Annotated in this window: 22 protein-coding genes; 14 read left to right on the top strand and 8 right to left on the bottom strand. The window is 31.4% G+C overall.

Translation table 11 applies throughout. The features are described 5' to 3' along the window. Positions 1 to 42 precede the first annotated feature (42 nt). Positions 43 to 426 carry a DUF423 domain-containing protein gene (locus tag NHF47_RS04230; RefSeq protein WP_252763768.1) on the bottom strand — a complete coding sequence of 128 codons (384 nt, stop codon included), beginning with the start codon at positions 424 to 426 and terminating at the stop codon, positions 43 to 45. A 236-nt stretch (positions 427 to 662) separates the two neighbouring features. Between NHF47_RS04230 and NHF47_RS04225 the strand changes: the two genes are divergently transcribed. Further along, entirely contained in the window at positions 663 to 2,033 is a 1,371-nt protein-coding gene (locus NHF47_RS04225; RefSeq protein WP_252763767.1) for a saccharopine dehydrogenase family protein, read from the top strand. 86 nt (positions 2,034 to 2,119) lie between these two features. Then, positions 2,120 to 2,590, top strand: a complete 471-nt coding sequence (locus NHF47_RS04220) for an Lrp/AsnC family transcriptional regulator (RefSeq protein WP_252763766.1) — start codon at positions 2,120 to 2,122, stop codon at positions 2,588 to 2,590. 70 nt (positions 2,591 to 2,660) lie between these two features. On the opposite strand, the gene NHF47_RS04215 is transcribed toward NHF47_RS04220, so the two are convergent. Further along, on the bottom strand, positions 2,661 to 3,359 hold the full coding sequence (locus NHF47_RS04215) for a zinc metallopeptidase (RefSeq protein WP_252763765.1): 699 nt from the start codon (positions 3,357 to 3,359) through the stop codon (positions 2,661 to 2,663). Positions 3,360 to 3,610: 251 nt separating this feature from the next. Here NHF47_RS04215 and NHF47_RS04210 point away from each other — a divergent pair, with 251 nt between their 5' ends. From NHF47_RS04210 to NHF47_RS04195, 4 genes are all read left to right on the top strand, one after another. Beyond that, positions 3,611 to 4,204: a hypothetical protein gene (locus tag NHF47_RS04210; protein WP_252763764.1), complete on the top strand. Its 594-nt coding sequence runs from the start codon at positions 3,611 to 3,613 to the stop codon at positions 4,202 to 4,204. Positions 4,205 to 4,220: 16 nt separating this feature from the next. After that, positions 4,221 to 4,616 (top strand): MmpS family transport accessory protein, encoded by a 396-nt coding sequence (locus NHF47_RS04205; protein ID WP_252763763.1) that lies wholly within the window; start codon positions 4,221 to 4,223, stop codon positions 4,614 to 4,616. An 84-nt stretch (positions 4,617 to 4,700) separates the two neighbouring features. Then, on the top strand, positions 4,701 to 4,934 hold the full coding sequence (locus tag NHF47_RS04200) for a hypothetical protein (RefSeq protein ID WP_252763762.1): 234 nt from the start codon (positions 4,701 to 4,703) through the stop codon (positions 4,932 to 4,934). 305 nt (positions 4,935 to 5,239) lie between these two features. Further along, positions 5,240 to 5,812 carry a DUF2846 domain-containing protein gene (locus NHF47_RS04195; RefSeq protein WP_252763761.1) on the top strand — a complete coding sequence of 191 codons (573 nt, stop codon included), beginning with the start codon at positions 5,240 to 5,242 and terminating at the stop codon, positions 5,810 to 5,812. A 68-nt stretch (positions 5,813 to 5,880) separates the two neighbouring features. Here the strand turns inward: NHF47_RS04195 and NHF47_RS04190 are convergent, their stop codons facing one another. The 3 genes from NHF47_RS04190 to NHF47_RS04180 all read right to left on the bottom strand — a co-directional run bounded on the left by NHF47_RS04190 (position 5,881) and on the right by NHF47_RS04180 (position 10,135). After that, positions 5,881 to 6,294: a hypothetical protein gene (locus NHF47_RS04190; protein WP_252763760.1), complete on the bottom strand. Its 414-nt coding sequence runs from the start codon at positions 6,292 to 6,294 to the stop codon at positions 5,881 to 5,883. Positions 6,295 to 6,366: 72 nt separating this feature from the next. Continuing rightward, positions 6,367 to 6,966, bottom strand: coding sequence for a hypothetical protein (locus tag NHF47_RS04185; protein WP_252763759.1), 600 nt, complete (start codon positions 6,964 to 6,966; stop codon positions 6,367 to 6,369). A 226-nt stretch (positions 6,967 to 7,192) separates the two neighbouring features. After that, positions 7,193 to 10,135 carry a leucine--tRNA ligase gene (locus tag NHF47_RS04180; RefSeq protein WP_252763758.1) on the bottom strand — a complete coding sequence of 981 codons (2,943 nt, stop codon included), beginning with the start codon at positions 10,133 to 10,135 and terminating at the stop codon, positions 7,193 to 7,195. Between the two features lie 155 nt (positions 10,136 to 10,290). Here NHF47_RS04180 and NHF47_RS04175 point away from each other — a divergent pair, with 155 nt between their 5' ends. Together NHF47_RS04175 and NHF47_RS04170 are read left to right on the top strand one after the other, a co-directional pair. After that, positions 10,291 to 11,166 carry an ABC transporter permease gene (locus tag NHF47_RS04175; protein WP_252763757.1) on the top strand — a complete coding sequence of 292 codons (876 nt, stop codon included), beginning with the start codon at positions 10,291 to 10,293 and terminating at the stop codon, positions 11,164 to 11,166. A gap of 63 nt (positions 11,167 to 11,229) precedes the next feature. Next, a complete protein-coding gene (locus tag NHF47_RS04170) occupies positions 11,230 to 11,481 on the top strand; it encodes a DUF3098 domain-containing protein (protein WP_252763756.1) in 252 nt (83 codons plus the stop codon). Between the two features lie 562 nt (positions 11,482 to 12,043). Here the strand turns inward: NHF47_RS04170 and NHF47_RS04165 are convergent. Together NHF47_RS04165 and NHF47_RS04160 are read right to left on the bottom strand one after the other, a co-directional pair. Next, positions 12,044 to 12,661 carry a response regulator transcription factor gene (locus NHF47_RS04165; RefSeq protein WP_252763755.1) on the bottom strand — a complete coding sequence of 206 codons (618 nt, stop codon included), beginning with the start codon at positions 12,659 to 12,661 and terminating at the stop codon, positions 12,044 to 12,046. Next, positions 12,662 to 14,530 (bottom strand): ATP-binding protein, encoded by a 1,869-nt coding sequence (locus NHF47_RS04160; protein WP_252763754.1) that lies wholly within the window; start codon positions 14,528 to 14,530, stop codon positions 12,662 to 12,664. 95 nt (positions 14,531 to 14,625) lie between these two features. Here NHF47_RS04160 and NHF47_RS04155 point away from each other — a divergent pair, with 95 nt between their 5' ends. From NHF47_RS04155 to NHF47_RS04135, 6 genes are all read left to right on the top strand, one after another. Beyond that, positions 14,626 to 15,411: an undecaprenyl-diphosphate phosphatase gene (locus NHF47_RS04155; RefSeq protein ID WP_252763753.1), complete on the top strand. Its 786-nt coding sequence runs from the start codon at positions 14,626 to 14,628 to the stop codon at positions 15,409 to 15,411. Next, positions 15,411 to 16,109 (top strand): tRNA pseudouridine(55) synthase TruB, encoded by a 699-nt coding sequence (truB, locus tag NHF47_RS04150; RefSeq protein WP_252763752.1) that lies wholly within the window; start codon positions 15,411 to 15,413, stop codon positions 16,107 to 16,109. Before NHF47_RS04155 ends, truB begins: the two co-directional genes overlap by 1 nt. Continuing rightward, the gene (locus tag NHF47_RS04145) at positions 16,099 to 16,326 is read left to right on the top strand and encodes a hypothetical protein (RefSeq protein WP_252763751.1); all 228 of its coding nucleotides are present in this window, start codon (positions 16,099 to 16,101) and stop codon (positions 16,324 to 16,326) included. Before truB ends, NHF47_RS04145 begins: the two co-directional genes overlap by 11 nt. Before the next feature lie 204 nt (positions 16,327 to 16,530). Continuing rightward, a complete protein-coding gene (locus NHF47_RS17240; RefSeq protein WP_256476859.1) occupies positions 16,531 to 16,659 on the top strand; it encodes a hypothetical protein in 129 nt (42 codons plus the stop codon). Positions 16,660 to 16,779: 120 nt separating this feature from the next. Further along, entirely contained in the window at positions 16,780 to 18,615 is a 1,836-nt protein-coding gene (locus NHF47_RS04140) for a DUF1800 family protein (protein ID WP_252763750.1), read from the top strand. 11 nt (positions 18,616 to 18,626) lie between these two features. Further along, positions 18,627 to 20,225: a DUF1501 domain-containing protein gene (locus tag NHF47_RS04135; RefSeq protein WP_252763749.1), complete on the top strand. Its 1,599-nt coding sequence runs from the start codon at positions 18,627 to 18,629 to the stop codon at positions 20,223 to 20,225. Here NHF47_RS04135 and NHF47_RS04130 read toward each other — a convergent pair. Further along, the gene (locus NHF47_RS04130; RefSeq protein ID WP_252763748.1) at positions 20,217 to 20,855 is read right to left on the bottom strand and encodes a thioredoxin family protein; all 639 of its coding nucleotides are present in this window, start codon (positions 20,853 to 20,855) and stop codon (positions 20,217 to 20,219) included. The genes NHF47_RS04135 and NHF47_RS04130 overlap by 9 nt on opposite strands. Between the last annotated feature and the right edge of the window lie 37 nt (positions 20,856 to 20,892).

The raw sequence follows: 20,892 nt of genomic DNA, 5'->3' as shown, positions 1-20,892 counted from the left end.
GTGCAAAATTATAAATTTAATTTTAGAAAGAAGAACGAATTGCTATTTTTTAGTGAAAACACAATAAAAAACATATAACCATGAAGCAATTAGCAACAAACCTCCTACAGGTGTTAAGGGACCAATAAACTTTGTTTTTAATACTGTTAAACTTGCGGTCGATAGCAAATAAATTGAACCTGAAAATAAAATTACCCCAATGACAACTAAATACAGAACAATCCCTTTCTGTTTTAGTGTTAATAAGGAATTATTAGCTACAAACAATAAAAATAAGGCATGATAAATTTGATATCGTACCCCAACTTCGAAGGTATTCAACTGATCTAAGGTTAGCATTTTCTTTAAACCATGAGCACCAAAAGCACCTAACAGTATCGCTACTGCCCCCATTATGAGCGCAATTAAAAGGATTTTTCTATCCATATCTTTTTTTTTAGTAAAAATAGTAACTAATACAGAAATTACAATTTAAAAAAGATTAAATAAAATACGCTAACAATTAAAACTATAATCATTAATCTTAGAATTCAATTTTACTTGTTACCCTCCTAAAGCTTAAAAATGTTAAATCTTATACATTTTAGAATATATTTTAAGGTAAAATTTTTATAAATATAACATTTCACTATCTTCGTGTGATATTTTTGTAAAAATTAGTCATGAGAAACATATTAGTTATTGGCGCAGGAAGAAGCGCATCATCACTTATTAAATACTTATTAGAAAAGTCAGAAAAAGAACAATTACATATAACCATTGCAGACCTGTCTCTTGAATTAGCACAAAGGAAGACCCACAATCATCCAAATGCTAGACCGATTGCTTTTGACATATTGGATGCTGAACAACGAAAAGACGAAATTCAAAAATCAGATATTGTGGTATCTATGCTTCCAGCTTTCATGCACCTAGAGGTAGCAAAAGACTGTTTATTCTATAACAAACATATGGTTACTGCTTCTTACATTAGCCCAGCGATGCAAGAATTAGACAAAGAAGCTAAGGAAAAAGGATTGGTTTTCATGAATGAAATTGGACTTGATCCTGGTATTGATCACATGAGTGCTATGAAAGTGATTGATCAAATAAGGGAAAAAGGTGGAAAAATGATTTTATTCGAGTCTTTTTGTGGTGGTTTAGTCGCTCCTGAAAGTGATACGAATTTATGGAATTATAAATTTACTTGGAATCCTAGAAATGTAGTATTGGCAGGTCAAGGTGGTGCTGCCAAATTCATTCAAGAAGGCACATACAAATATATACCTTACAATAAATTATTTAGAAGAACTGAATTTTTAGAAGTAGAAGGTTTCGGACGATTTGAGGCTTATGCCAACAGAGACTCTTTAAAATATAGAGAAGTGTATGGTTTAGAAAATGCATTAACAGTTTACAGAGGTACCATTCGAAGAGTAGGATATTCTAGAGCATGGGATATTTTAGTGCAATTAGGTATGACTGATGATTCTTATACTATTGATAATTCAGAAGAAATGACCTATAGAGAATTTACGAATTCCTTCCTTCCTTATCACCCAACCGATACAGTTGAAATTAAATTGAGACACGCTCAAAAAATAGATCAAGATGATATCATTTGGGATAAATTACTTGAATTGGATTTATTCAACGGAAATAAAAAAGTAGGTTTAAAAAATGCAACTCCTGCTCAAATCCTTGAGAAAATACTTTCTGAAAAATGGACTTTAGAACCTCAAGACAAAGACATGATTGTCATGTATCATAAATTTGGATACGAACTAAACGGGAATCAACATCAAATAGATGCAACAATGGTTTGCATAGGAGATGATCAAACCTATACGGCTATGGCCAAGACTGTGGGCTTACCAGTTGCTATTGCAACCGTAAAAATATTAAATGGCGAAATTACTACAGCTGGTGTACAACTACCTATTTCTAAAGAAATTTACACTCCTATTCTTGACGAATTAGAAGATTATGGAGTAATTTTCAAAGAAATGGAAGTAGATTACTTAGGTTACAATCCTTTAAATGTGAGCAGCTAATAAAAAGTAACGATTTTAAATAAAAAAATTTGTTTTATTTACTAAATTAGTGCATTTACAAACTATTACTTACAAACAAAACATACATGAAGATAAATCAATTACAAATTGAAATTGATGGAATTGATAAAGAAATTCTACGCGATTTAATGGAAGACGCTAGAAAACCTATTTTACAAATTGCAAAAAAAATCGGTATTTCTGGAGCAGCCATCCATCAAAGACTTAGAAAATTAGAACAAGCCGGAGTGATATCAGGATCTAAATTCACTGTAGACATTAAGGTTTTAGGCTATTCTACAATGGCTTTTGTAGGCGTTTATTTAGAAAAAGCTTCCAGTAATTCTGACGCAGTAAGAGAATTAAAAAAAATACCTGAAGTTTTAGAATGTCATTATACGACAGGAAACTGGAGTATTTTAATTAAAATTATTTGTAAAGATAATGAACACCTGATGCAGTTATTAAATAAAAAAATTCAAGCCATTAAAGGTGTTTCTAGAACAGAAACTTTTATCTCTTTAGAACAACAAATAGACAGGCAAATACAGCTTTAAAGTTGCATAGTTAAAAACAAAAACCCTATTTCAATACTGAAATTAGGGTTTTTATATATGCAACTTTACTTTAGTCTCTAGAACCCAATATCCTATACGCCCAATATAAAAGTGATGCCAATGCTCCAAGTGCAGCCACAACATAGGTTCTTGCTGCCCACTTTAAAGAATCTTCTGCACCTGCATATTCTTGTTGGGTTAACATATTTTTGCTTTTTAACCAATTTAAAGCTCTGTTACTTGCATCATATTCAACAGGCAACGTAATAAAACTAAACATTGTGGCAATTGCCATTAAAATTAAACCAGCCACAGCTACATAAAAACCAATACTTGTTTTCGAAGCAAATCCTAAAATCAATCCTCCTATAATTAACCATTGTGACAAACTGGAAGAGACATTTACGATGGGAACCATTTTAGAACGCATTGTTAACCAACTGTAAGCTTGAGCATGTTGAACGGCATGACCACATTCATGAGCTGCAACAGCTGCGGAGGCGGCATTTCTTTGGTTATAAACCGCTTCACTTAAATTCACGGTTTTATTCATAGGGTTATAATGATCCGTTAACTGACCAGGTGTTGAAATCACTTTAACATCATAAATACCATTATCAGATAACATTTTTTCAGCAATTTCAGCACCACTCATTCCATTGCGTAAATGCACCTTAGAATAATAGGCAAATTTGCTTTTCAATTGTGCGCTAACCAACCAACTAAAAAGAGCAATACCACCAATTAATATCAAATAAGTAAAATCCATATTACATTTTTTTTTAAACTTTAAAACACTATTTAAATATCAAAATACATTCCAGTTTTAAAAAATGACACTTTGACACCATAAGCACTTATAATCAACTCATTAATCAAGGTAAATCTTGCTATAATTTAAAAAATAAAGGACTGTATTTTATAAAAGCTATGACAATCTGTTTTTTAAAGATGAAAAAACTATACAATTTTACAACGTAATAATCATCAAAATTATTTTGAATTTAAAATCAAATTAACATGAAACACTTATTCATTATAAGTATCTTATTTTCTTTCTTGAGTTGCAATCCAATAAAAAATGCAGATCGATTAGCCGAAAAAAATAAAACAACAATAGTATATCCTGAATTCAATTTCAATGCTGATGCTGCAAAAAAACAATTGGAAAAAGGAAATGGATTAATTAAAGGCGTTTTATATAAATCTACCAATAAATTATCAGTTACTGGAGCAAAGTCTTTTGGAAGAGGGATAAAAGTAGATTTATATCCTGTTACGGATTATTTTATGGTTTGGTATCAGTTAAGAGAAAAGAAAGAAAACAAAAAAACGGTTGTTTACTTATCAGATGAAGCTTATTCCATGCGATTAGAAACCTATACGGATGATTATGGCCGGTTTGAATTTAAGGAAATGAAACCAGGAAAATATTTCTTACAAGCCTTCATGTCTACTTCTAAAACTTATTCTAGAGATGTAGTCGTTGGAACAAACTCCTATGGAACTCAATTTTACCAAAAAGAAAACTACAACGTAGTAGACCATCATAGAGTTGAAAAATTCGTTGAAATCTCGAATTCAGGTGACATTATTGAAGTAAAATTAAATTAATATAAAAACTATACAAATGAACAAAATTCTAAGAAATCTTGTCGCTATTTTCATCTTCACAACTATTTCATGCAGTAAAGATGACACTCCATCTTCCAATTCAAAAATTATAAAATATGAACTTAGTGGTACATATTCAGGTACCTTAATCGTAGTATATACGAATCCTGATGGTGTAAACCAAATTGAAGATAATATTAGCTTGCCTTGGTCTAAAGAAATTACCCTTAACAATCCAAGCGCTACAACTGCGGTAGTCTTAACCGCAGGATCGGAAGTAAGTGGATCAGGACAAGTTAATGAAGTAGTTACTGGGAAAATTTTTATTGGCTCAGATCTTAAAAAAACAGCTACGGTCAATACCACTAGCATTGGTTATGCCAGTTTAAACATTGCTACTTTATATGAATAAAAACACACAAATAAATGATAGATAAAAGTCAAAAACGCAATTGACTAAAATGGTTTGCGTACCTAAATTTTAAAACAAATAATCATGGAAAATTTCAAAAAATTCGCATTAACAAATGAAGAAAGTTCAGCAATTAAAGGTTCTGGAAGAGTATCATACAGTACTTCTGTAGATAATGGTGATGGTACCACTACAATAACCTATGTAAGTTTTGTGGACACAAATGGTAATTACACTTGGGATGCAGGTGAAGAAGGCAGTACTGCTGTAGTAATTTGTCCAAGAGGAACAAGACAAATCACGAACCAACAACTTTAAAAAAAATAATAGTAGAAGCATTTAAACTATTATAATTTGTTTTGTTAAAATGGGACCTTCTGTCCCATTTTTTTAAATTGCTTACTACAGCAAAAACATTTCTAGTGTATTTTTAATTAACCGAACTTATTATAAAAATTGAATAAATTATTAAAACTAAATAGTCTAGATTCATTTTTTCTAATATTTTTGCAAACCAAAAAAACAATTAAATTAGAAATACAAAAACATGTTTTTAGATTTGTTTTTCATTCTTTCTCCAATTAAATAAGAAATCAACAAACATTAATATTATACATTTTAAAATGAAATCAATTCAACGATTAGGAATCTTAATTTTTACTTTACTAGCTTTTTCAAAGACTTTCTCTCAGGAAACTATTGAAATTAAAAAACCAACAGAAGGAAAAAGTTTAGTTTATTTTATTAGACCCACTGCTGTTGCTTTTTTAGTTAATTTTAAAGTATTTGACAAAGACACCTTTTTAGGAACTTTGTCTTCTAAAAAATATTTCACTTACGAATGTGAACCAGGCGAACATTTATTTTGGGCAACCTCAGAAAACAGGGATTATGTAATCGCAAATCTAGAAGCCAATAAAACTTATGTGATAAATGTTTCTCCACAAATGGGCGCTTTTGTTGCTGGAGTTAATCTAATTCCTTATGATCCAAATGTTGCTAATCATAAAAAATTATTTAACAAAGCACTTACTAAAGGAAAAGAAATGGTTCAAGACGAAAAAGAAACTGCAAATGACCAATCGGAAACCATTCAAAAAGGATTAGAAAAATATGAGGAATTAGTTGCTTCTGAGTCTACTAAAATTGCGCGTTTAAATCCGAACATGAATTTTGAAAATGCAAATAAAGAATAATTTTTGAAAAATTATTCTTACAATAGAATGATAAAAAAATGGGGCTTTTGGCCCCATTTTTTATATTTTTAATTCGTTGGTGATTTTGTTTTATTCACATCCATTACTGGTAATAATCCATTAGATGGAACATAAATAATTTGTGGTAAATCGCCTTTATCTGCTAATTTTTCTAAGGTACGAATGAACAAATATTGATTGTAGGTTTCACTCAACGTTCCATTTTCTACACGCATGGCTTCTGCCATCCCTTTTGCTCTTTCTATTTCTGCTTGCGCATTCAATTTCTCAGCTTCTAATTTGGCTTTGGCTTCTTCCACCAAAATTCTTCGGTTTTGTTCTGCTTTTGCCATTTCCGCTTTTCCTGCCATTTCTTGTTGCCAAACGTTATATCTTGGTAAACCAAACATTAATAAGGCTACGAAAAGAAAAATAAAAAACATAACTCCGATTATTACTTTTCCTGCATTTCTTTTTTCCATTTTTTTAAGTTTTTAGTTACTTATTATACGCAAAAAATGAAAAATGTTACAAAAAAAGGATTGAAAAACAATTTAGGAAACGTTTTTTAGCTCTTTATTTTTTTTAGCTTCTTCAAATAATTGTCTACGTAAACTTTGTTCTCTTTCGATACAAACTCTTCGGTAGGATTCATATTCTTCTTCTAAATCCTTTAATACTGTTTTAGAATGACTGGTTACTGCATTTGCCGTTTTAAATTTGTAAAATAAAATACCCGCCACTGCAAGTGTACCTAAAAATAGGGTCCACATCGTAACCGAATAACTATCTTTACTAACTAACATTCCTAAAAAAGAAATGCTTGCCTTCTCTTCTGTCAAAACGGCATTATTCTGCTTTAATTCCTGAATTTCATTTTGAAGCAACAAAATACTTTTTTTATTTTCAGCAATTTCTTTATTTAATGTATTTTGAATTTGCTCTTGTTCTTTAATAAAAGTGTTTAAACTGTTTTGAAAACCATAAATAGCATTTTTTTCGATTACTTTGTAGTTTTGGTAACTGGAAGATTTAGTAATTAAAGTGTTTAAATCAGTTGCAATTTTTGGTTCGTTTTCCTGTGCAACAGACACAGACAAGGAAGCACTAAAACACAATAGTGCAACCATCATTTTTTTAGATAGTTTAGTCATGATAGATTGGTTTGATAATTTAAAAAGGGCATATTTCTACTTCAAGAAATAAATCCTTTATTGTTTGTTTATTACAATAAATGAAAAAAAAACGAATTTATTGTGTAAAAATCTAATTTTAAGGTTTTTTTTAGATATTTCATGCCTTTTTATAAGAATTTTCAATAAAAAAATCCCAAACAAACCATTTCTGTCTGTTTGGGATGTACTATAAAAGATAAAAAATCTATCCTACTAAATTGATAATTTTTCCTGGAACGATAATTACTTTATTGGGTGTTCTTCCTTGTAACTGATTTTGCGTTCTTTCATCTGCCATAACAATTTCTTCTATTTGTTCCTTGGTTAAATCCAATGGCAATTTCATCGTAAATCGCATTTTTCCATTAAAAGAAACGGGATATTCTTTTTCGCTTTCCACCAAATATTTTTCTTCAAAAATTGGAAACGGTACTTTCGCAATCGAACCAGCATGACCTAAAGCGCTCCACAATTCTTCTGCAATATGAGGTGCATAAGGAGATAACACAATTGCTAAAGGTTCTAGAATAGCACGGTGATGGCATTTTTGTTGGGCCAACTCATTCACGCAAATCATAAATTGGGAAACCGAAGTATTAAAAGAGAAGTTCTCGATATCTTCTGTGGCTTTTTTAATCGTTTTATGTAGCGATTTGTACATTTCTGCTGTGGGTTCTTCATTGGTTACTATCAAACCATTATCATCAAAATACAAACGCCATAATTTTTTAAGGAAACCATATACCCCTGTAATTCCGGCTGTGTTCCATGGTTTTGCTTGTTCCAATGGCCCTAAGAACATTTCATACAAACGCAAGGTATCGGCACCATATTCATTACAAATATCATCTGGATTGACAACGTTGTATTTCGATTTTGACATTTTTTCTACTTCTCTCTCGACTCTAAATTTATCTCCTTCATCAAAAATAAATTTTGCATGTAAGAACTCTGGTCTCCATTTTCTAAACTTGTCTATATCTAATTCATCTGTAGAGTTTATCAAAGAAACATCAACATGTATTTTACTAAAAGTTGGAACATCAGTCCCAGTTAAGTCAATTATTTTCTTTAAAACATCAGATTTTTTTTCTGAATTATAAAAATTATCAAATTGCCCTTTTGATATAAAAACATCTTGTCTTTCATTTATTCTAATTACAAAAGCACTCATTCCCAAAATCATCCCTTGATTAATCAATTTTTTGAACGGTTCTTCTGTTGGTGCGAAACCTCTATCTTTTAAGAATTTGTTCCAAAAACGAGAATACAATAAATGTCCGGTTGCGTGCTCACTTCCTCCTATATATAAATCTACATTTTCCCAATACGCTAAGGCTTCCTTACTTGCAAATTCATTTTCATTGTGTGCATCCATATAACGCATCCAATACCAAGACGAACCGGCCCAACCTGGCATGGTATTTAATTCTAGAGGGAAAACGGTTTTGTTCTCGTCTCTCGACTCCGCTCGAGATGACAAAAACTCATTACTGACAACCGAATTGGTTTTGGTATCCCAAGCCCAAACAGTTGCGTTTCCTAAAGGTGGTTGACCGTCTTCTGTAGGTAAATATTTTTCCACTTCGGGTAACACAATAGGTAAATGTTTCAAATCGATCATTTGTGGTAACCCATTTACATAATAAACAGGGAAAGGTTCGCCCCAATAACGTTGTCTTGAAAAAACGGCATCACGCAAACGATAATTGGTTTTTCCTTTGCCTTGACCCATTTTTTCAAGAGCTTCAATTACTTTTTTCGTTGCTTCTTTATAGCTTAAACCATTTAAGAAATCCGAATCCACTAATTCAAAGCCTTCTTTTGCTCCAAAAGCCGCTTCCGAAATATCTTGATTGAAAATATTTTTAATTTCAGGCATACCCTTCGTGCCTTTAAAGAAATTGGCAAACGCATAATCGCGTTCGTCTCCACAAGGAACCGCCATAACCGCACCTGTTCCATAACCCGCTAATACATAGTCCCCAATCCAAACGGGAATGGATTCTTTAGTAAACGGATGTTCAGCATACGCACCTGTAAATACTCCAGAAATGGTTTTCACATCGGCCATACGTTCTCTTTCTGATCGTTTTGAAGTCGCTTCAATATAGGCTGCAACAGCTTCTTTTTGTTCTGGTGTTGTAATTTTAGCTACTAAATCGTGTTCTGGTGCTAACGTCATAAACGTAACTCCGAAAATAGTATCAGGACGTGTGGTAAACACATCTATTTGAAGAGGCTTCTCGACTCCGCTCGAAGTGACATTAAAAGAAACCATTGCACCAACTGATTTTCCAATCCAGTTGCGTTGTGATTCTTTTAAAGATTCAGTCCAATCAATGGTTTCCAAACCTTGTAATAAGCGTTCGGCATACGCAGAAATACGCATGGACCATTGTGTCATTTTTTTACGGATAACGGGATGACCGCCACGTTCTGAAACACCATTTACAATTTCGTCATTGGCCAAAACCGTTCCTAATGCGGGACACCAGTTTACTTCTGTTTCTGCTAAATAGGTTAATCGGTATTGCAATAGTATTCTTTGTTGCTGCTCTGACGAAAATGCGTTCCATTCGCTTGACGAAAAAACAGTAATCCCTTCATCACAAACCGCATTAACCATAGCATTTCCTTCTTTTTCAAAAAGAGCAATTAAAGTTGCTATATCTTCCGCTTTATTGGTATCGTTATTATACCACGAATTGAACAATTGAATAAAAATCCATTGGGTCCATTTGTAATAATCAGCATTTGAAGTACGTACTTCTCTACTCCAATCAAAAGAAAATCCAATTTTATCTAATTGCTCACGATAGCGTGCAATATTTTCTTTGGTGGTTTTATCTGGATGTTGCCCCGTTTGAATGGCATATTGTTCTGCAGGTAACCCAAATGAATCATATCCTTGTGGATGCAACACATTAAAACCTTTATGTCTTTTATATCTTGCGACGATATCAGAAGCGATATATCCTAGAGGATGACCCACGTGCAAACCAGCGCCTGATGGATAAGGAAACATGTCTAATACATAATATTTTGGTTTACCTGAGGATTCTATAGGATTTTCTGCAGCGAAAGTTTGGTTGTCTGCCCAATATTTACGCCATTTGGCTTCGATTTCGTTATGAAAATATTTCATTTGTAAGTGTAAATTTTAAAATTTTAGAGTCCTTTTTTACTCCTTAAAAAAACAGGTACAAAAATACATTTTAAAATATTAAAGTTAAAACTTTGTTGTTATATTCTACATAAACAAAATTTCTTTACTATTTTTACCTCATATTTCTAAATTTTATGGCATCTTCATTTGAAAATTATAACAAAAGACGTTTAATTTCATCTTATTTTTCGGTAGTATTAAGTATTTTTTTAGTCCTTTTTTTGTTAGGTACGTTAGGATTATTTGTAATCAATTCTAAAAAACTAACCAATGATTTTAAGGAAAACATTCCAATGACTGTTTTCTTTAAAAATGAAGCTAAGGATAGTGTTTTGAATGCATTTGATACGCAATTAAAAAATTCTCGATTTATTAAAGAATATGCTTTTGTTCATAAAGACAGTGCAGCCAAACACAATGTAGACATTGTAGGAAAAGATTTTATGTCTTTTTTAGGATTCAATCCGTTACAAAACTCTTTTGATATTAATTTAAAAGGCGAATATGTAGTAGCAGATAGTATTAAAAAAATTGAGCACGAGATTAAAAAAAATGAAATGGTTTCAGAAATCATTTATGACAAGCAATTGGTAGATTTAGTAAATGATAACATTAAAAAAATCAGTTTATGGATGCTTATTGCTAGCGGTTTTTTAGCGGTTATTGCCATGCTTTTAATTAACAGTTCGTTACGATTATCTATTTATTCCCATCGATTTACCATTAAAACCATGCAAATGGTTGGCGCAACCAAATCGTTTATTAGAAAACCTTTTATTTGGAGAAGCATTAAATTAGGATTAATTGGTTCCGGATTAGCAATACTAGCTCTTATTGGTCTTTTATATTATGCTGATCAATATTTACCTAGTTTAGGATTATTAAAAGATTATGTTTCTTTAGGAATTGTATTTATAGGAGTATTAATCGTAGGAATTATTATTACTTCAATTAGTACCTTTTTTGCAACCCAACGTTTTTTAAATTTAAGAACAGACGATTTGTATTAGTTTTATAAAAACAAAATACAATTCAGTATATTACTAATAAATTTTTAGAAAGAAATTACAGATATGAAAAACAACAATCAAGACAATAATCAACCAGAGTTTTTATTTGGTAAAACCAATTATACTTTTTTATTAATTGGTATAGCCGTAATTGCTTTAGGATTTCTATTAATGAGTGGTGGTGGAAGTGAAGATCCTAATGTTTGGAATCCAGAAATTTTTAACTTTAGAAGAATTCGTTTAGCACCAACGACTGTATTGCTAGGCTTTGGTATTGTTATTTATTCTATTTTCAAGAAAGACAAAAACAACTAAAAAAGAAAACACCCTTAAATCAGCATAGGCGTTTAAAGGTGTTTCTTAATTTAATTTACAATTGCCCAATTGTTGTTGTTTGTTTCTTGTTTGTTTACTCATTTGTGAATACAAAGAAAACACTATTTCGATATCTTTATACCCCTGAAAATAGGGGTTTATTTTTTTACATCGTTTTCAAAAAAGAAGAATACACTATAAAAAGAAAATACCCCTTTAAATAAGCATAGGCATTTAAAGAGGTATTACTTAATTTAATTTACAGTCGCCGAATTGTTGTTTGTTTATTTCTTGTTTGTTTATTCGTTTGTTAAAGCAAAGTAATCTCTTTTTTGACATATAAAAACCCCTGAAAAAGGGGGTATTCTATTTTTTAATCAAAAAAAATCGCTTATAAAAGAAAATACCCTTAAATCAGTTAATTGATTAAGGGTATTTCTTAATTTAATTTACAGTTGCCCAACGTTGTTTGTTTGTTGTTTGTTTTGTTATTGTTTGTGTTACAAAGAAAATACTATTTCTAAAACCACAAACCCCTGTAAAAAGGGGGCAACTTATTTTTTTAAATCAAATTGATTTTCATGGCATATTTTATCAAGCCAACTACATTGGTTGCACCTGTCTTGTAAAGTAAATTTTTACGATAGCCTTCTACTGTATAGTTAGAGATGTTTAAAATTTCAGCTATTTCACTTGTTGTTTTTTCTTCTATGATAAGTTTCAAAACATCAATTTCTCTGGGTGTAATTTCATTGGATTTATCCGATTTTAATTTGAAATTTTTAATGTAATCATCATAAATATCGGCTTGAAAAAAAGAGTCTCCTTGTACAATTTTTTGAATTCCGTTCAACAAATCAATACTAGAAACATTTTTATTTAAAAAACCATTTACACCTAATTGCATTAACTTATGAATTGTAGATTGATTTGTTAAACTACTCAAAACCAAAATTTTCACATTAAGCCCTTTACTTTTTAAGGTTTTAATTAAGAAAAAACCATCTTGATCTGGTAATTGTAAATCCGTTATCAACACATCTGGAGAAAATGACGTTATAATTTGCAATGCTTTCTCTACAGATGACACTTCCATTACTTCGTATTTATTTCTTAAAACAGAGGCAATACTTTCTGCAAAAACTTTGTGGTCGTCCACTATTAAGACTTTGTGTAACATTTATATGGGTAATTTAATATCTAAAGTTGTTCCTTTATCTGAAGTGATTAAGTAGAATTTCCCTTGGAGCATTTCAATTCTTTTTTCAATATTTTTTAAACCAATTCCCGATTTTGAACTATTTTTTGAAAAACCTACTCCATTATCTTTGATTATAAGAAAAATTTCCGATTCTGACTGAATAATATCCAATTGTATTTCTGAAGCTTGAGCATGCTTCAAAATGTTATTTATCGCTTCTTGTATAATCCTATAAATATTTAATAGAATTGAATCATCTAAGGTATTAATTTTTTCGTCTATTAATATATTTTTACGAATCTTTATTCCCTTTTTCTCTGGAATTAAACATAAACTATGAATCAATTGCGAAAATTCGATATCTAATATTTTATCTGAATTTAAATCGTGTGACCAATCTCGCACTTCATTATACAATTTATCTATTTTGTCCACGACTGAATTAATCGCATTGGCATCTAATATTTTCTCATTTGTTAACGCCACTTTTAAAGCTCCAATTTCATTTGCAATTCCATCGTGCAATTCTAAGGATAGTCGAGAACGTTCTTCAGATTTTGCTTTAATTTTTTCCTTTATAATTTCGGTACGTTGATTTTCCAACATGGACTTCAATTGTTCTTCATGAAGTAATTTTTGGTTGTTTCTAAGCTTTTTTTGTGTCTTTATTTTATTAAAATACACTCCTATTAAAGTTACTAGCAACACTAAAAGTATCCCAAAACCAATCACAAATTGAGATTTAATTTTCTGCTCTTTTTGAATGATTTTTTCTTTTAAAGCTAATTCTTTTTTGTTTTCTCTCAATTGAAATCGAGACTCTAAATCACTTCCTAGCTTTGCTTTTTCAACGTTAAAAATACTATCATTAATCTTATTAAAAAGAGCTAAACTTTCATTTTCATTTAAAAAATCACCCTGACTGGAATAGTAATCTTTATAGGCCAGGTAAATATCTTTTAATACTAAAATATTTCCTTGATTAAATTCTAAAGCTTTATCTAAATTAAATTTGATTAAGCGTTCATTTTTTTCGATTCTTGCCAAATGAGACAAATTCAAATAGGTACTCGATAACAAACTAGAAAAACCATTCTTTCGCTGATAATGCAACGATTCGTACAAACATTGATTGGAATTTTCAATATCTCCTAATAAAAGATACACATAGCCTAATTTATTTAAAAACAAAGGGTAATCATACACGTCTTTTTCATCAAAGAGTGCAAAACCTGTCAACAAATTTTCCTTCGCATTCAAGTAATCCCCTTTTTTAAGAGCCACTTCACTCTTTCGCAAATAATAATCTTGTTCGGAAGATTTACCTCGAATGAGTCGGAAAGATTTATCAAAATATTCGTTTGCTTTTTCTAATTGCTTTTCTCTCAAAAACAAATCTCCCATTAGCATGTACATTAGCCCTTTTTGTTGTGGAAATTGAGATTCATTTATTTTAAGTAAAGCTTGTGTTAACTCTTCAATTAACACATTGGTATCCACATAATTAATTCCCCATGTAGCATAATCAATAACCGATTGATAATAGGGTTCTTTTGCCAAGAAATGTTCTTTTGAAAACTGCAATTGTTTTTGGTAAAAATAACGTGCCGAATCCACATTCCCTGAATAATCATGTATATAACCTAAATAGCGATAGGCAATGATTTTTTGCTCATTTGTTTTAGCCAATCTATAAAGTTGATACGCCTCATTTTTTGCTTTTAAAGGTGCATTTATATATTGCGCAACAACTTTTTCTTTAATCAAATCAAATTCTTCATTGGAAGTATTTTGAGCGATCAAAGTTTGAAACATACAAACAAATAATAAAGCAATCTTTCTTTTCATTTCAGTAATAGCTGAGTAATTTTAGTGAAATCAAACTTACTAAACTACAAAAAAACAACTAAAACTATTATAAAAAAACATATTTTTGTAAAATTATGAATACACTACAAGCAATTATACTCGCAATTATAGAAGGTATAACCGAATTTTTACCAGTATCTTCAACAGGTCATATGATTATCGCCTCTTCTTTTTTTGGTATCGCAGATGATGATTTTACCAAACTCTTTACGATAGTCATTCAATTAGGAACTATACTTTCCGTTGTGGTTCTCTATTTTAAACGTTTTTTTCAAAGTATTAATTTTTATTACAAATTATTTGTAGCGTTTATTCCAGCAGTAGTATTTGGCTTATTATTAAATGACATTATTGATAGTTTATTAGAAAATCCAATTGTAGTTGCCATTTCATTAATTATAGGAGGTTTCATACTCTTAAAAGTAGATGATTGGTTTGGAAATTCTGAAAACACAGAAATATCCTATGTAACCGCTTTAAAAATTGGTTTTTTTCAATGTTTAGCTATGATCCCTGGTGTTTCTAGAAGTGGGGCAAGTATTGTAGGTGGAATGAGTCAAAAGTTATCACGAACAGCCGCAGCAGAATTTTCATTTTTTCTAGCCATTCCAACTATGTTAGGTGCAACTGTAAAAAAATTATATGATTATTACAAAGCAGGATTTGAATTAACACAAGACCAAACTCAATTGTTACTTATTGGAAATATAGTTGGTTTTATAGTAGCCTTAATTGCTATTAAGTCCTTCATTGGCTATTTAACGAAACATGGTTTTAAAGTATTTGGTTATTACCGAATTCTAGCTGGAGTAGCAATACTACTTATTCACTTTTTTATTAAAGAATTAACTATTATATAATGACTGCTGAAGATTTCTTGAATGGTCAAATTCTATTAATCGATAAACCTTTAACTTGGTCCTCTTTTCAAGCGGTTAATAAATTGAAATACGTTTTAAAAAAACGCTATGATTTACCTAAAAAATTTAAAATTGGACATGCAGGAACATTAGATCCACTTGCCTCTGGTTTATTAATTATTTGTACAGGTAAGTTTACCAAAAAAATAACCGAAATTCAATCTCAAGAAAAAGAATATACCGGTACAATTACCCTTGGAGCCACAACACCTTCTTATGATTTAGAAACGGATATTGACGCTACTTTCCCAACAGAACATATTACAGATGCTTTAATTAATGAAACTACTAATCAGTTTTTAGGTGAAATTGATCAAAAGCCACCTGTTTTTTCCGCAATTAAAAAAGACGGAAAACGTTTATATGAACATGCAAGAGCTGGAGAAGAAGTAGAAATTAAAGCTCGAAAAACCACCATATATGAGTTTGAAATTACACGCATTCATCTTCCAGAAATCGATTTTAGAATCAAATGTAGCAAAGGGACTTACATAAGATCAATTGCCTATGATTTTGGTATAGCACTTCAATCTGGTGGTCATTTAACAGCTTTGAGAAGAACAAAGATTGGTAATTATGACGTAAAAAATGCTGTTGATCCTGCAAATTTTGAAAAAAATATTTTACATGAAATTTAAAGCGCTCTTTCTGATTGTTTTTGTGTACCAATTGAACTTTGGTCAGGTAGAAACTACCATTAATGAAACTCAAACTCCTTCACAAAATTTCACTTATACTCAATTTGATATTATTGTTCCATTTAAAGGAAACAAAAATAGAGGAGCTTATTATTCAGATGGATCTCGAGATGATAATTGGTTTGTTCCAGACGGTTTAGGTGCTAAATTTGGATAAGGGGTTCACTATAAAAAATGGATTGGTTTAAGTGCAAATTCAGGTGTAGATTTTTACGGAAGTTATAAATTAGTAACCGTTCCTGTATTTACAAATTTAAGATTAAGTCCAAAAATAGGAGAAGAAACTAGAATAACCTTACAATATGGTATTGGAAAATCTTTTGCTATTGGAAGAGGTCATTTGCAAGGTAGTTATCAGAAAATGAGCATTGGTCTCGAATTTGAAGGCATTTGTTTGTTTATTGAAGGCAACAACCATGGATATACGGTTGGCAACTCTATAGATGAAGTCTACAGTATTAACCTTGGTTTTTGTTTGTTCAATTTTTAACTCCATTTTTTTTAAACAAGGCAAATAAGACCCTTTCCTTCTCACCCCTATTTATGGGGGTTAATGTTACTACAAGAATACTTTCTTTTGTAGCCAACTAACCTTCTAAATACAGAGCAAATGAGGAACCAAGTTATAACGAGAAGAGCGCTCTTTCGTAATTTATTTACGAATCCAAAGGTTAGTATACTTCAAAAAGACCCTTTATTTGAAAAATATTCTAGGAAAGTTTTTAACGGAAGAAGAACTTTAGCCCCAAAATCTACCGTAACTTCAACCAAAAACACTGAATTAGAAAGAGTTAACCCAGTAACATCTGGTTTAGAAATCTACAACGGACCGTGGTCGGATAAAGAAGCGATTCATTTACTCAAAAGAACGGGTTTTGGATTTAAAAAATCAGATTTGGATACGATTACAAATCTATCTATGATAGAAGCGGTCGATTTAATTCTGACAATTGACACAACTCCTCCATCACCACCCATAAATAATTATGAATTGGACGAACCCGATGAAAATAATTTACCTTATGGAGCCGATTGGACTACCGATCCTTTTGTAACCAATAATACGGGAAATACCACAGATAGAAAACGCATGAATAGTCTAACATCCTGGATGACTAACTTAGCTATTAATCAGGATATTTCAATAAGAGAAAAAATGGTTTTATTTTGGTATCATTTTATTCCCGTTGATTTTGATTTTATTAAAGCCAGTTCAAACCAATATATATCAGGAAATACAGCTCGCGTTTGTTATTTATATATTAAGAATTTAAGAGACTACTCTGGTGGCAATTTTAAAGCTTTAATTAGAAGTATTGCTACTCAGCCTGCCATGATGTATTATTTAAACAATCAGGCCAATACCAATACCGCCCCAGATGAAAATTTTGCCAGAGAAATCATGGAATTATTCACGTTGGGTAAGGGTTCCAATAGTCAATATTCACAACCCGATGTAATAGAAGCCGCAAAAGTACTCACAGGTTGGCGAGTCCAAAACTTGAATACACCAAATCCTACTACAGAATTTGTTCCTAATAAACATGATGACAGTACCAAACAGTTTTCTCCTTTTTTTAATAATACAACCATAAACAGTGGAGGCGCACAAGAATTAGACGACTTTATTGATATGCTTTTTTCTAAATCTGAAGTCGTTTCCCAATATATCTGCAGAAGATTATATCGCTTTTTTGTCTATTATGACATTGATCCATACATTGAAACCAATGTAATTGAACCCTTGGCCCAACATTTTGTTGCAAATAATTGGGATATTTTGCCTGTTTTAGATAAGTTATTTAAAAGCCAACATTTTTATGACATGGCAAACAGAGGTGTCTATATTAAATCTCCATTGGATTTATTTATCGGGTTTTTAAGAACCTTTAATATTAACACTACTATTAGTGATCCAACTAATTATGATGCGCAATATTATATATGGCAACGTTTCGATAATCTTTTAGCTGATATGGAGCAAAGCATGGGCAGCATTCCCAATGTTGCCGGATGGCAAGCTTTTTATCAAAATCCTTCTTTTCATGAATATTGGATTAATTCGAATACCATTCAAAAACGTTTCGCCTATATTTCCTATGCTTTCTATGGTATTACATTTACACGAAATGGTTTAACCACAAAAATAAAAGCAGATACTTTAGAATTTGTATCCCAATTTTCAAATTCTATTTGTGCTGATCCAAATCTTTTGGTTGATGAATGTATTAAATATCTATTACCAATTGATTTGAGTATGGAACAAAAAAGCATCCTGAAAACTCAAAATTTACTTTCAGGTCAAGCTACCGATTATTATTGGACACAAGCTTGGAACAGCTATATTCAGGATCCAACAAATGAAACCAAGAAACTAGCGGTAAGCAGTCGTTTGAATAGTTTATTCCTTACGCTTATACAATTAGCTGAATTTCAATTAATGTAATCTGAAATAACATGAAAAGAAGAAAATTTATACAAACCTCAGCTTTAGTTGCCGCTCCTTTATTATTCAATAAAATTCCGGTTTTAGCTTCTTCACATTTGGAAAGCACTAATTTAGAAATGTTAGCCAATGCTGCCTTATCCTGTGGTAAAATACTAGTTATTGTACAAATGAGTGGTGGTAATGATGGTTTAAATATGGTTTTTCCAAGAGATAAATGGAGTGAATTATCTAATGCAAGACCTAACATTCTCTTAAATGAAAATGACGTATTAACTTTGAATAACAACCCCACAACTGGTTTACATCCTTCTATGGTGGAAATACAAAACTTATACAATCAAGGTGAATTAATGATAGTTCAAGGTGTTTCTTATCCAAATCCTAGTTATAGCCACTTTCGCGCAACCGATATTTGGTTTACAGGTTCTCAAAGTGATGAAACTTTAAATACGGGATGGATTGGTAGAGCTTTAGATGCCATGTATCCCAATTATCCAGAAGCCTATCCAAATAGTGATATGAGAGATCCTTTAGCGGTACAAATTGGTTCAACACTTCCTTTTTCACTCCAAGGTCCTAATATTAATATGGGTTATAGTGCACCTGATCCCAATCAGTTGCTCAATGTTATTAATGAAACAACAGATCCAGCTCCAAACACTGATTATGGCTTAGAACTTACGTTTCTTCGCTTAATGAAGGATCAAAGTAACGCCTACAAGGAAACCATTCAAACCGCCTATAATGTTCCTCAGGAACAAACTACAGCATATCCTGATGATAAATTAGCTGCCCAACTAAAAATTGTGGCACGTTTAATTAATGGCGGACTACAAACCCCTATTTACATCGTAAATCACCATAAGAGTTTTGATACCCATGAAAATCAAATTATGGAGTCGGATAGAAAATTAGGAAGACAACCTGAAAATCTATCCATCCTTTCCAAAGCCATTGGAGCATTCCAAGCCGATTTAAAAAAAATGGGCAAAGCAGATAAAGTTACCGGAATGACTTTTAGTGAATTTGGAAGACGAATTAAAAGCAATGACAGTTTAGGTACCGACCATGGTTCGAGTGCTCCCGTACTTTTCTTCGGAAGCTCATTAAATACTGGTGTTGCCAATGTTATCGGAACCAGCCAACCTGTATCAGGAATGATTGGTTCATCTCCCGATTTGCCCCAAAATGCCGCTGTAAATCAACAAGTACCTATGCAATTTGATTTCAGACAACTCTATGCTACTATTATGAAAGACTGGCTTTGTATGACAGATGATCAAACACGAGCTGTATTAGGAAATAGTTTCGAAACCTTACCTATTTTCAGAAACAATTCTATTGATCCACCAGTCGATAACGATTTCATCCTTCTTTTCCCCAACCCGATTAGTAATAATCAAATTAACGTAGCGTTCAAAAAGTTTATCAATACAGAAGTCAAAGTGAGTGTTCATGCTGTATCTGGTAAACTTATTTACGCTAACAAACATTTTGTACTAGGTGACACTCTAACCTTTTCACCTAGTACAATTCTTTCTAAAGGAGTTTATATTTTAGAAATAACTTACCACACTAGTGTACTTCAGAAGAAATTTTTAGTGTAAAATTTCTTCTGAAGTACTTTTTCTTTTTTGCAAGTAAGAAGCAATTAAATCATAAATTTCCTCTTGAGTGGTGATTCCTTTGTCTTGTAAATACCATTTTTGAAGTTCAATTTTAGCAGTTTCATCTATAACTCCATGTAATGCTTTATAATCTGTAATAAGTTTTTTAGCAGGTAATGGTCTTGGACCCCAATCAGCAATTACTTCTTTCGTTGTTGTATCCAATAAAATAAGTTTTGGTATAGAACGACTTCCATTGGTTAAAAAAATATTCATAAGATCCTCATTATCATCTCTGAATACAATTTTCAAATCAATTTTTGAGGATAACTCAGCCATCTTATTCATAATTGGTAATAATTGTGCTGCATCTCCACACCATCCTTCTGAAATTACCAGCCAAGTTAAAGAAATGGGTAACTCTTTTATTTTTTTTTGAATAGCATCAGTAATCGCGATAGTTTTATCCAAACGTTTCATTCTGGTTTCGTTCAATTGCGAATAATGTAATAATGCTTCACTCTGAGTATGTCCTGTAACTTTTCCTTCTTCCATAAGTTTAGCAACTATCGTTTTATAGGTTTCGTAAGTAACCGCATTTGAAAGTGCTTTTTCAATTATATTTTTCATATCGCTTTCCTTTATTTTACAAATTTAAAGCTAAATT

It is taken from the genome of Flavobacterium sp. NRK F7 (assembly GCF_024054195.1).
In the GTDB taxonomy this organism is placed as follows: domain Bacteria; phylum Bacteroidota; class Bacteroidia; order Flavobacteriales; family Flavobacteriaceae; genus Flavobacterium.
Note: the sequence above shows the minus strand (reverse complement) of the source record. Positions and strands in the feature narration are given on the sequence as shown.

Excerpts from the sequence above, each read along its gene's own strand:
- NHF47_RS04230 (WP_252763768.1), bottom strand. The coding sequence starts at position 426 with ATGGATAGAAAAATCCTTTTAATTGCGCTCATAATGGGGGCAGTAGCG.
- NHF47_RS04225 (WP_252763767.1), top strand. The coding sequence starts at position 663 with ATGAGAAACATATTAGTTATTGGCGCAGGAAGAAGCGCATCATCACTT.
- NHF47_RS04220 (WP_252763766.1), top strand. The coding sequence starts at position 2,120 with ATGAAGATAAATCAATTACAAATTGAAATTGATGGAATTGATAAAGAA.
- NHF47_RS04215 (WP_252763765.1), bottom strand. The coding sequence starts at position 3,359 with ATGGATTTTACTTATTTGATATTAATTGGTGGTATTGCTCTTTTTAGT.
- NHF47_RS04210 (WP_252763764.1), top strand. The coding sequence starts at position 3,611 with ATGAAACACTTATTCATTATAAGTATCTTATTTTCTTTCTTGAGTTGC.
- NHF47_RS04205 (WP_252763763.1), top strand. The coding sequence starts at position 4,221 with ATGAACAAAATTCTAAGAAATCTTGTCGCTATTTTCATCTTCACAACT.
- NHF47_RS04200 (WP_252763762.1), top strand. The coding sequence starts at position 4,701 with ATGGAAAATTTCAAAAAATTCGCATTAACAAATGAAGAAAGTTCAGCA.
- NHF47_RS04195 (WP_252763761.1), top strand. The coding sequence starts at position 5,240 with ATGAAATCAATTCAACGATTAGGAATCTTAATTTTTACTTTACTAGCT.
- NHF47_RS04190 (WP_252763760.1), bottom strand. The coding sequence starts at position 6,294 with ATGGAAAAAAGAAATGCAGGAAAAGTAATAATCGGAGTTATGTTTTTT.
- NHF47_RS04185 (WP_252763759.1), bottom strand. The coding sequence starts at position 6,966 with ATGACTAAACTATCTAAAAAAATGATGGTTGCACTATTGTGTTTTAGT.
- NHF47_RS04180 (WP_252763758.1), bottom strand. The coding sequence starts at position 10,135 with ATGAAATATTTTCATAACGAAATCGAAGCCAAATGGCGTAAATATTGG.
- NHF47_RS04175 (WP_252763757.1), top strand. The coding sequence starts at position 10,291 with ATGGCATCTTCATTTGAAAATTATAACAAAAGACGTTTAATTTCATCT.
- NHF47_RS04170 (WP_252763756.1), top strand. The coding sequence starts at position 11,230 with ATGAAAAACAACAATCAAGACAATAATCAACCAGAGTTTTTATTTGGT.
- NHF47_RS04165 (WP_252763755.1), bottom strand. The coding sequence starts at position 12,661 with ATGTTACACAAAGTCTTAATAGTGGACGACCACAAAGTTTTTGCAGAA.
- NHF47_RS04160 (WP_252763754.1), bottom strand. The coding sequence starts at position 14,530 with ATGAAAAGAAAGATTGCTTTATTATTTGTTTGTATGTTTCAAACTTTG.
- NHF47_RS04155 (WP_252763753.1), top strand. The coding sequence starts at position 14,626 with ATGAATACACTACAAGCAATTATACTCGCAATTATAGAAGGTATAACC.
- truB (WP_252763752.1), top strand. The coding sequence starts at position 15,411 with ATGACTGCTGAAGATTTCTTGAATGGTCAAATTCTATTAATCGATAAA.
- NHF47_RS04145 (WP_252763751.1), top strand. The coding sequence starts at position 16,099 with ATGAAATTTAAAGCGCTCTTTCTGATTGTTTTTGTGTACCAATTGAAC.
- NHF47_RS17240 (WP_256476859.1), top strand. The coding sequence starts at position 16,531 with ATGAGCATTGGTCTCGAATTTGAAGGCATTTGTTTGTTTATTGAAGGC.
- NHF47_RS04140 (WP_252763750.1), top strand. The coding sequence starts at position 16,780 with ATGAGGAACCAAGTTATAACGAGAAGAGCGCTCTTTCGTAATTTATTT.
- NHF47_RS04135 (WP_252763749.1), top strand. The coding sequence starts at position 18,627 with ATGAAAAGAAGAAAATTTATACAAACCTCAGCTTTAGTTGCCGCTCCT.
- NHF47_RS04130 (WP_252763748.1), bottom strand. The coding sequence starts at position 20,855 with ATGAAAAATATAATTGAAAAAGCACTTTCAAATGCGGTTACTTACGAA.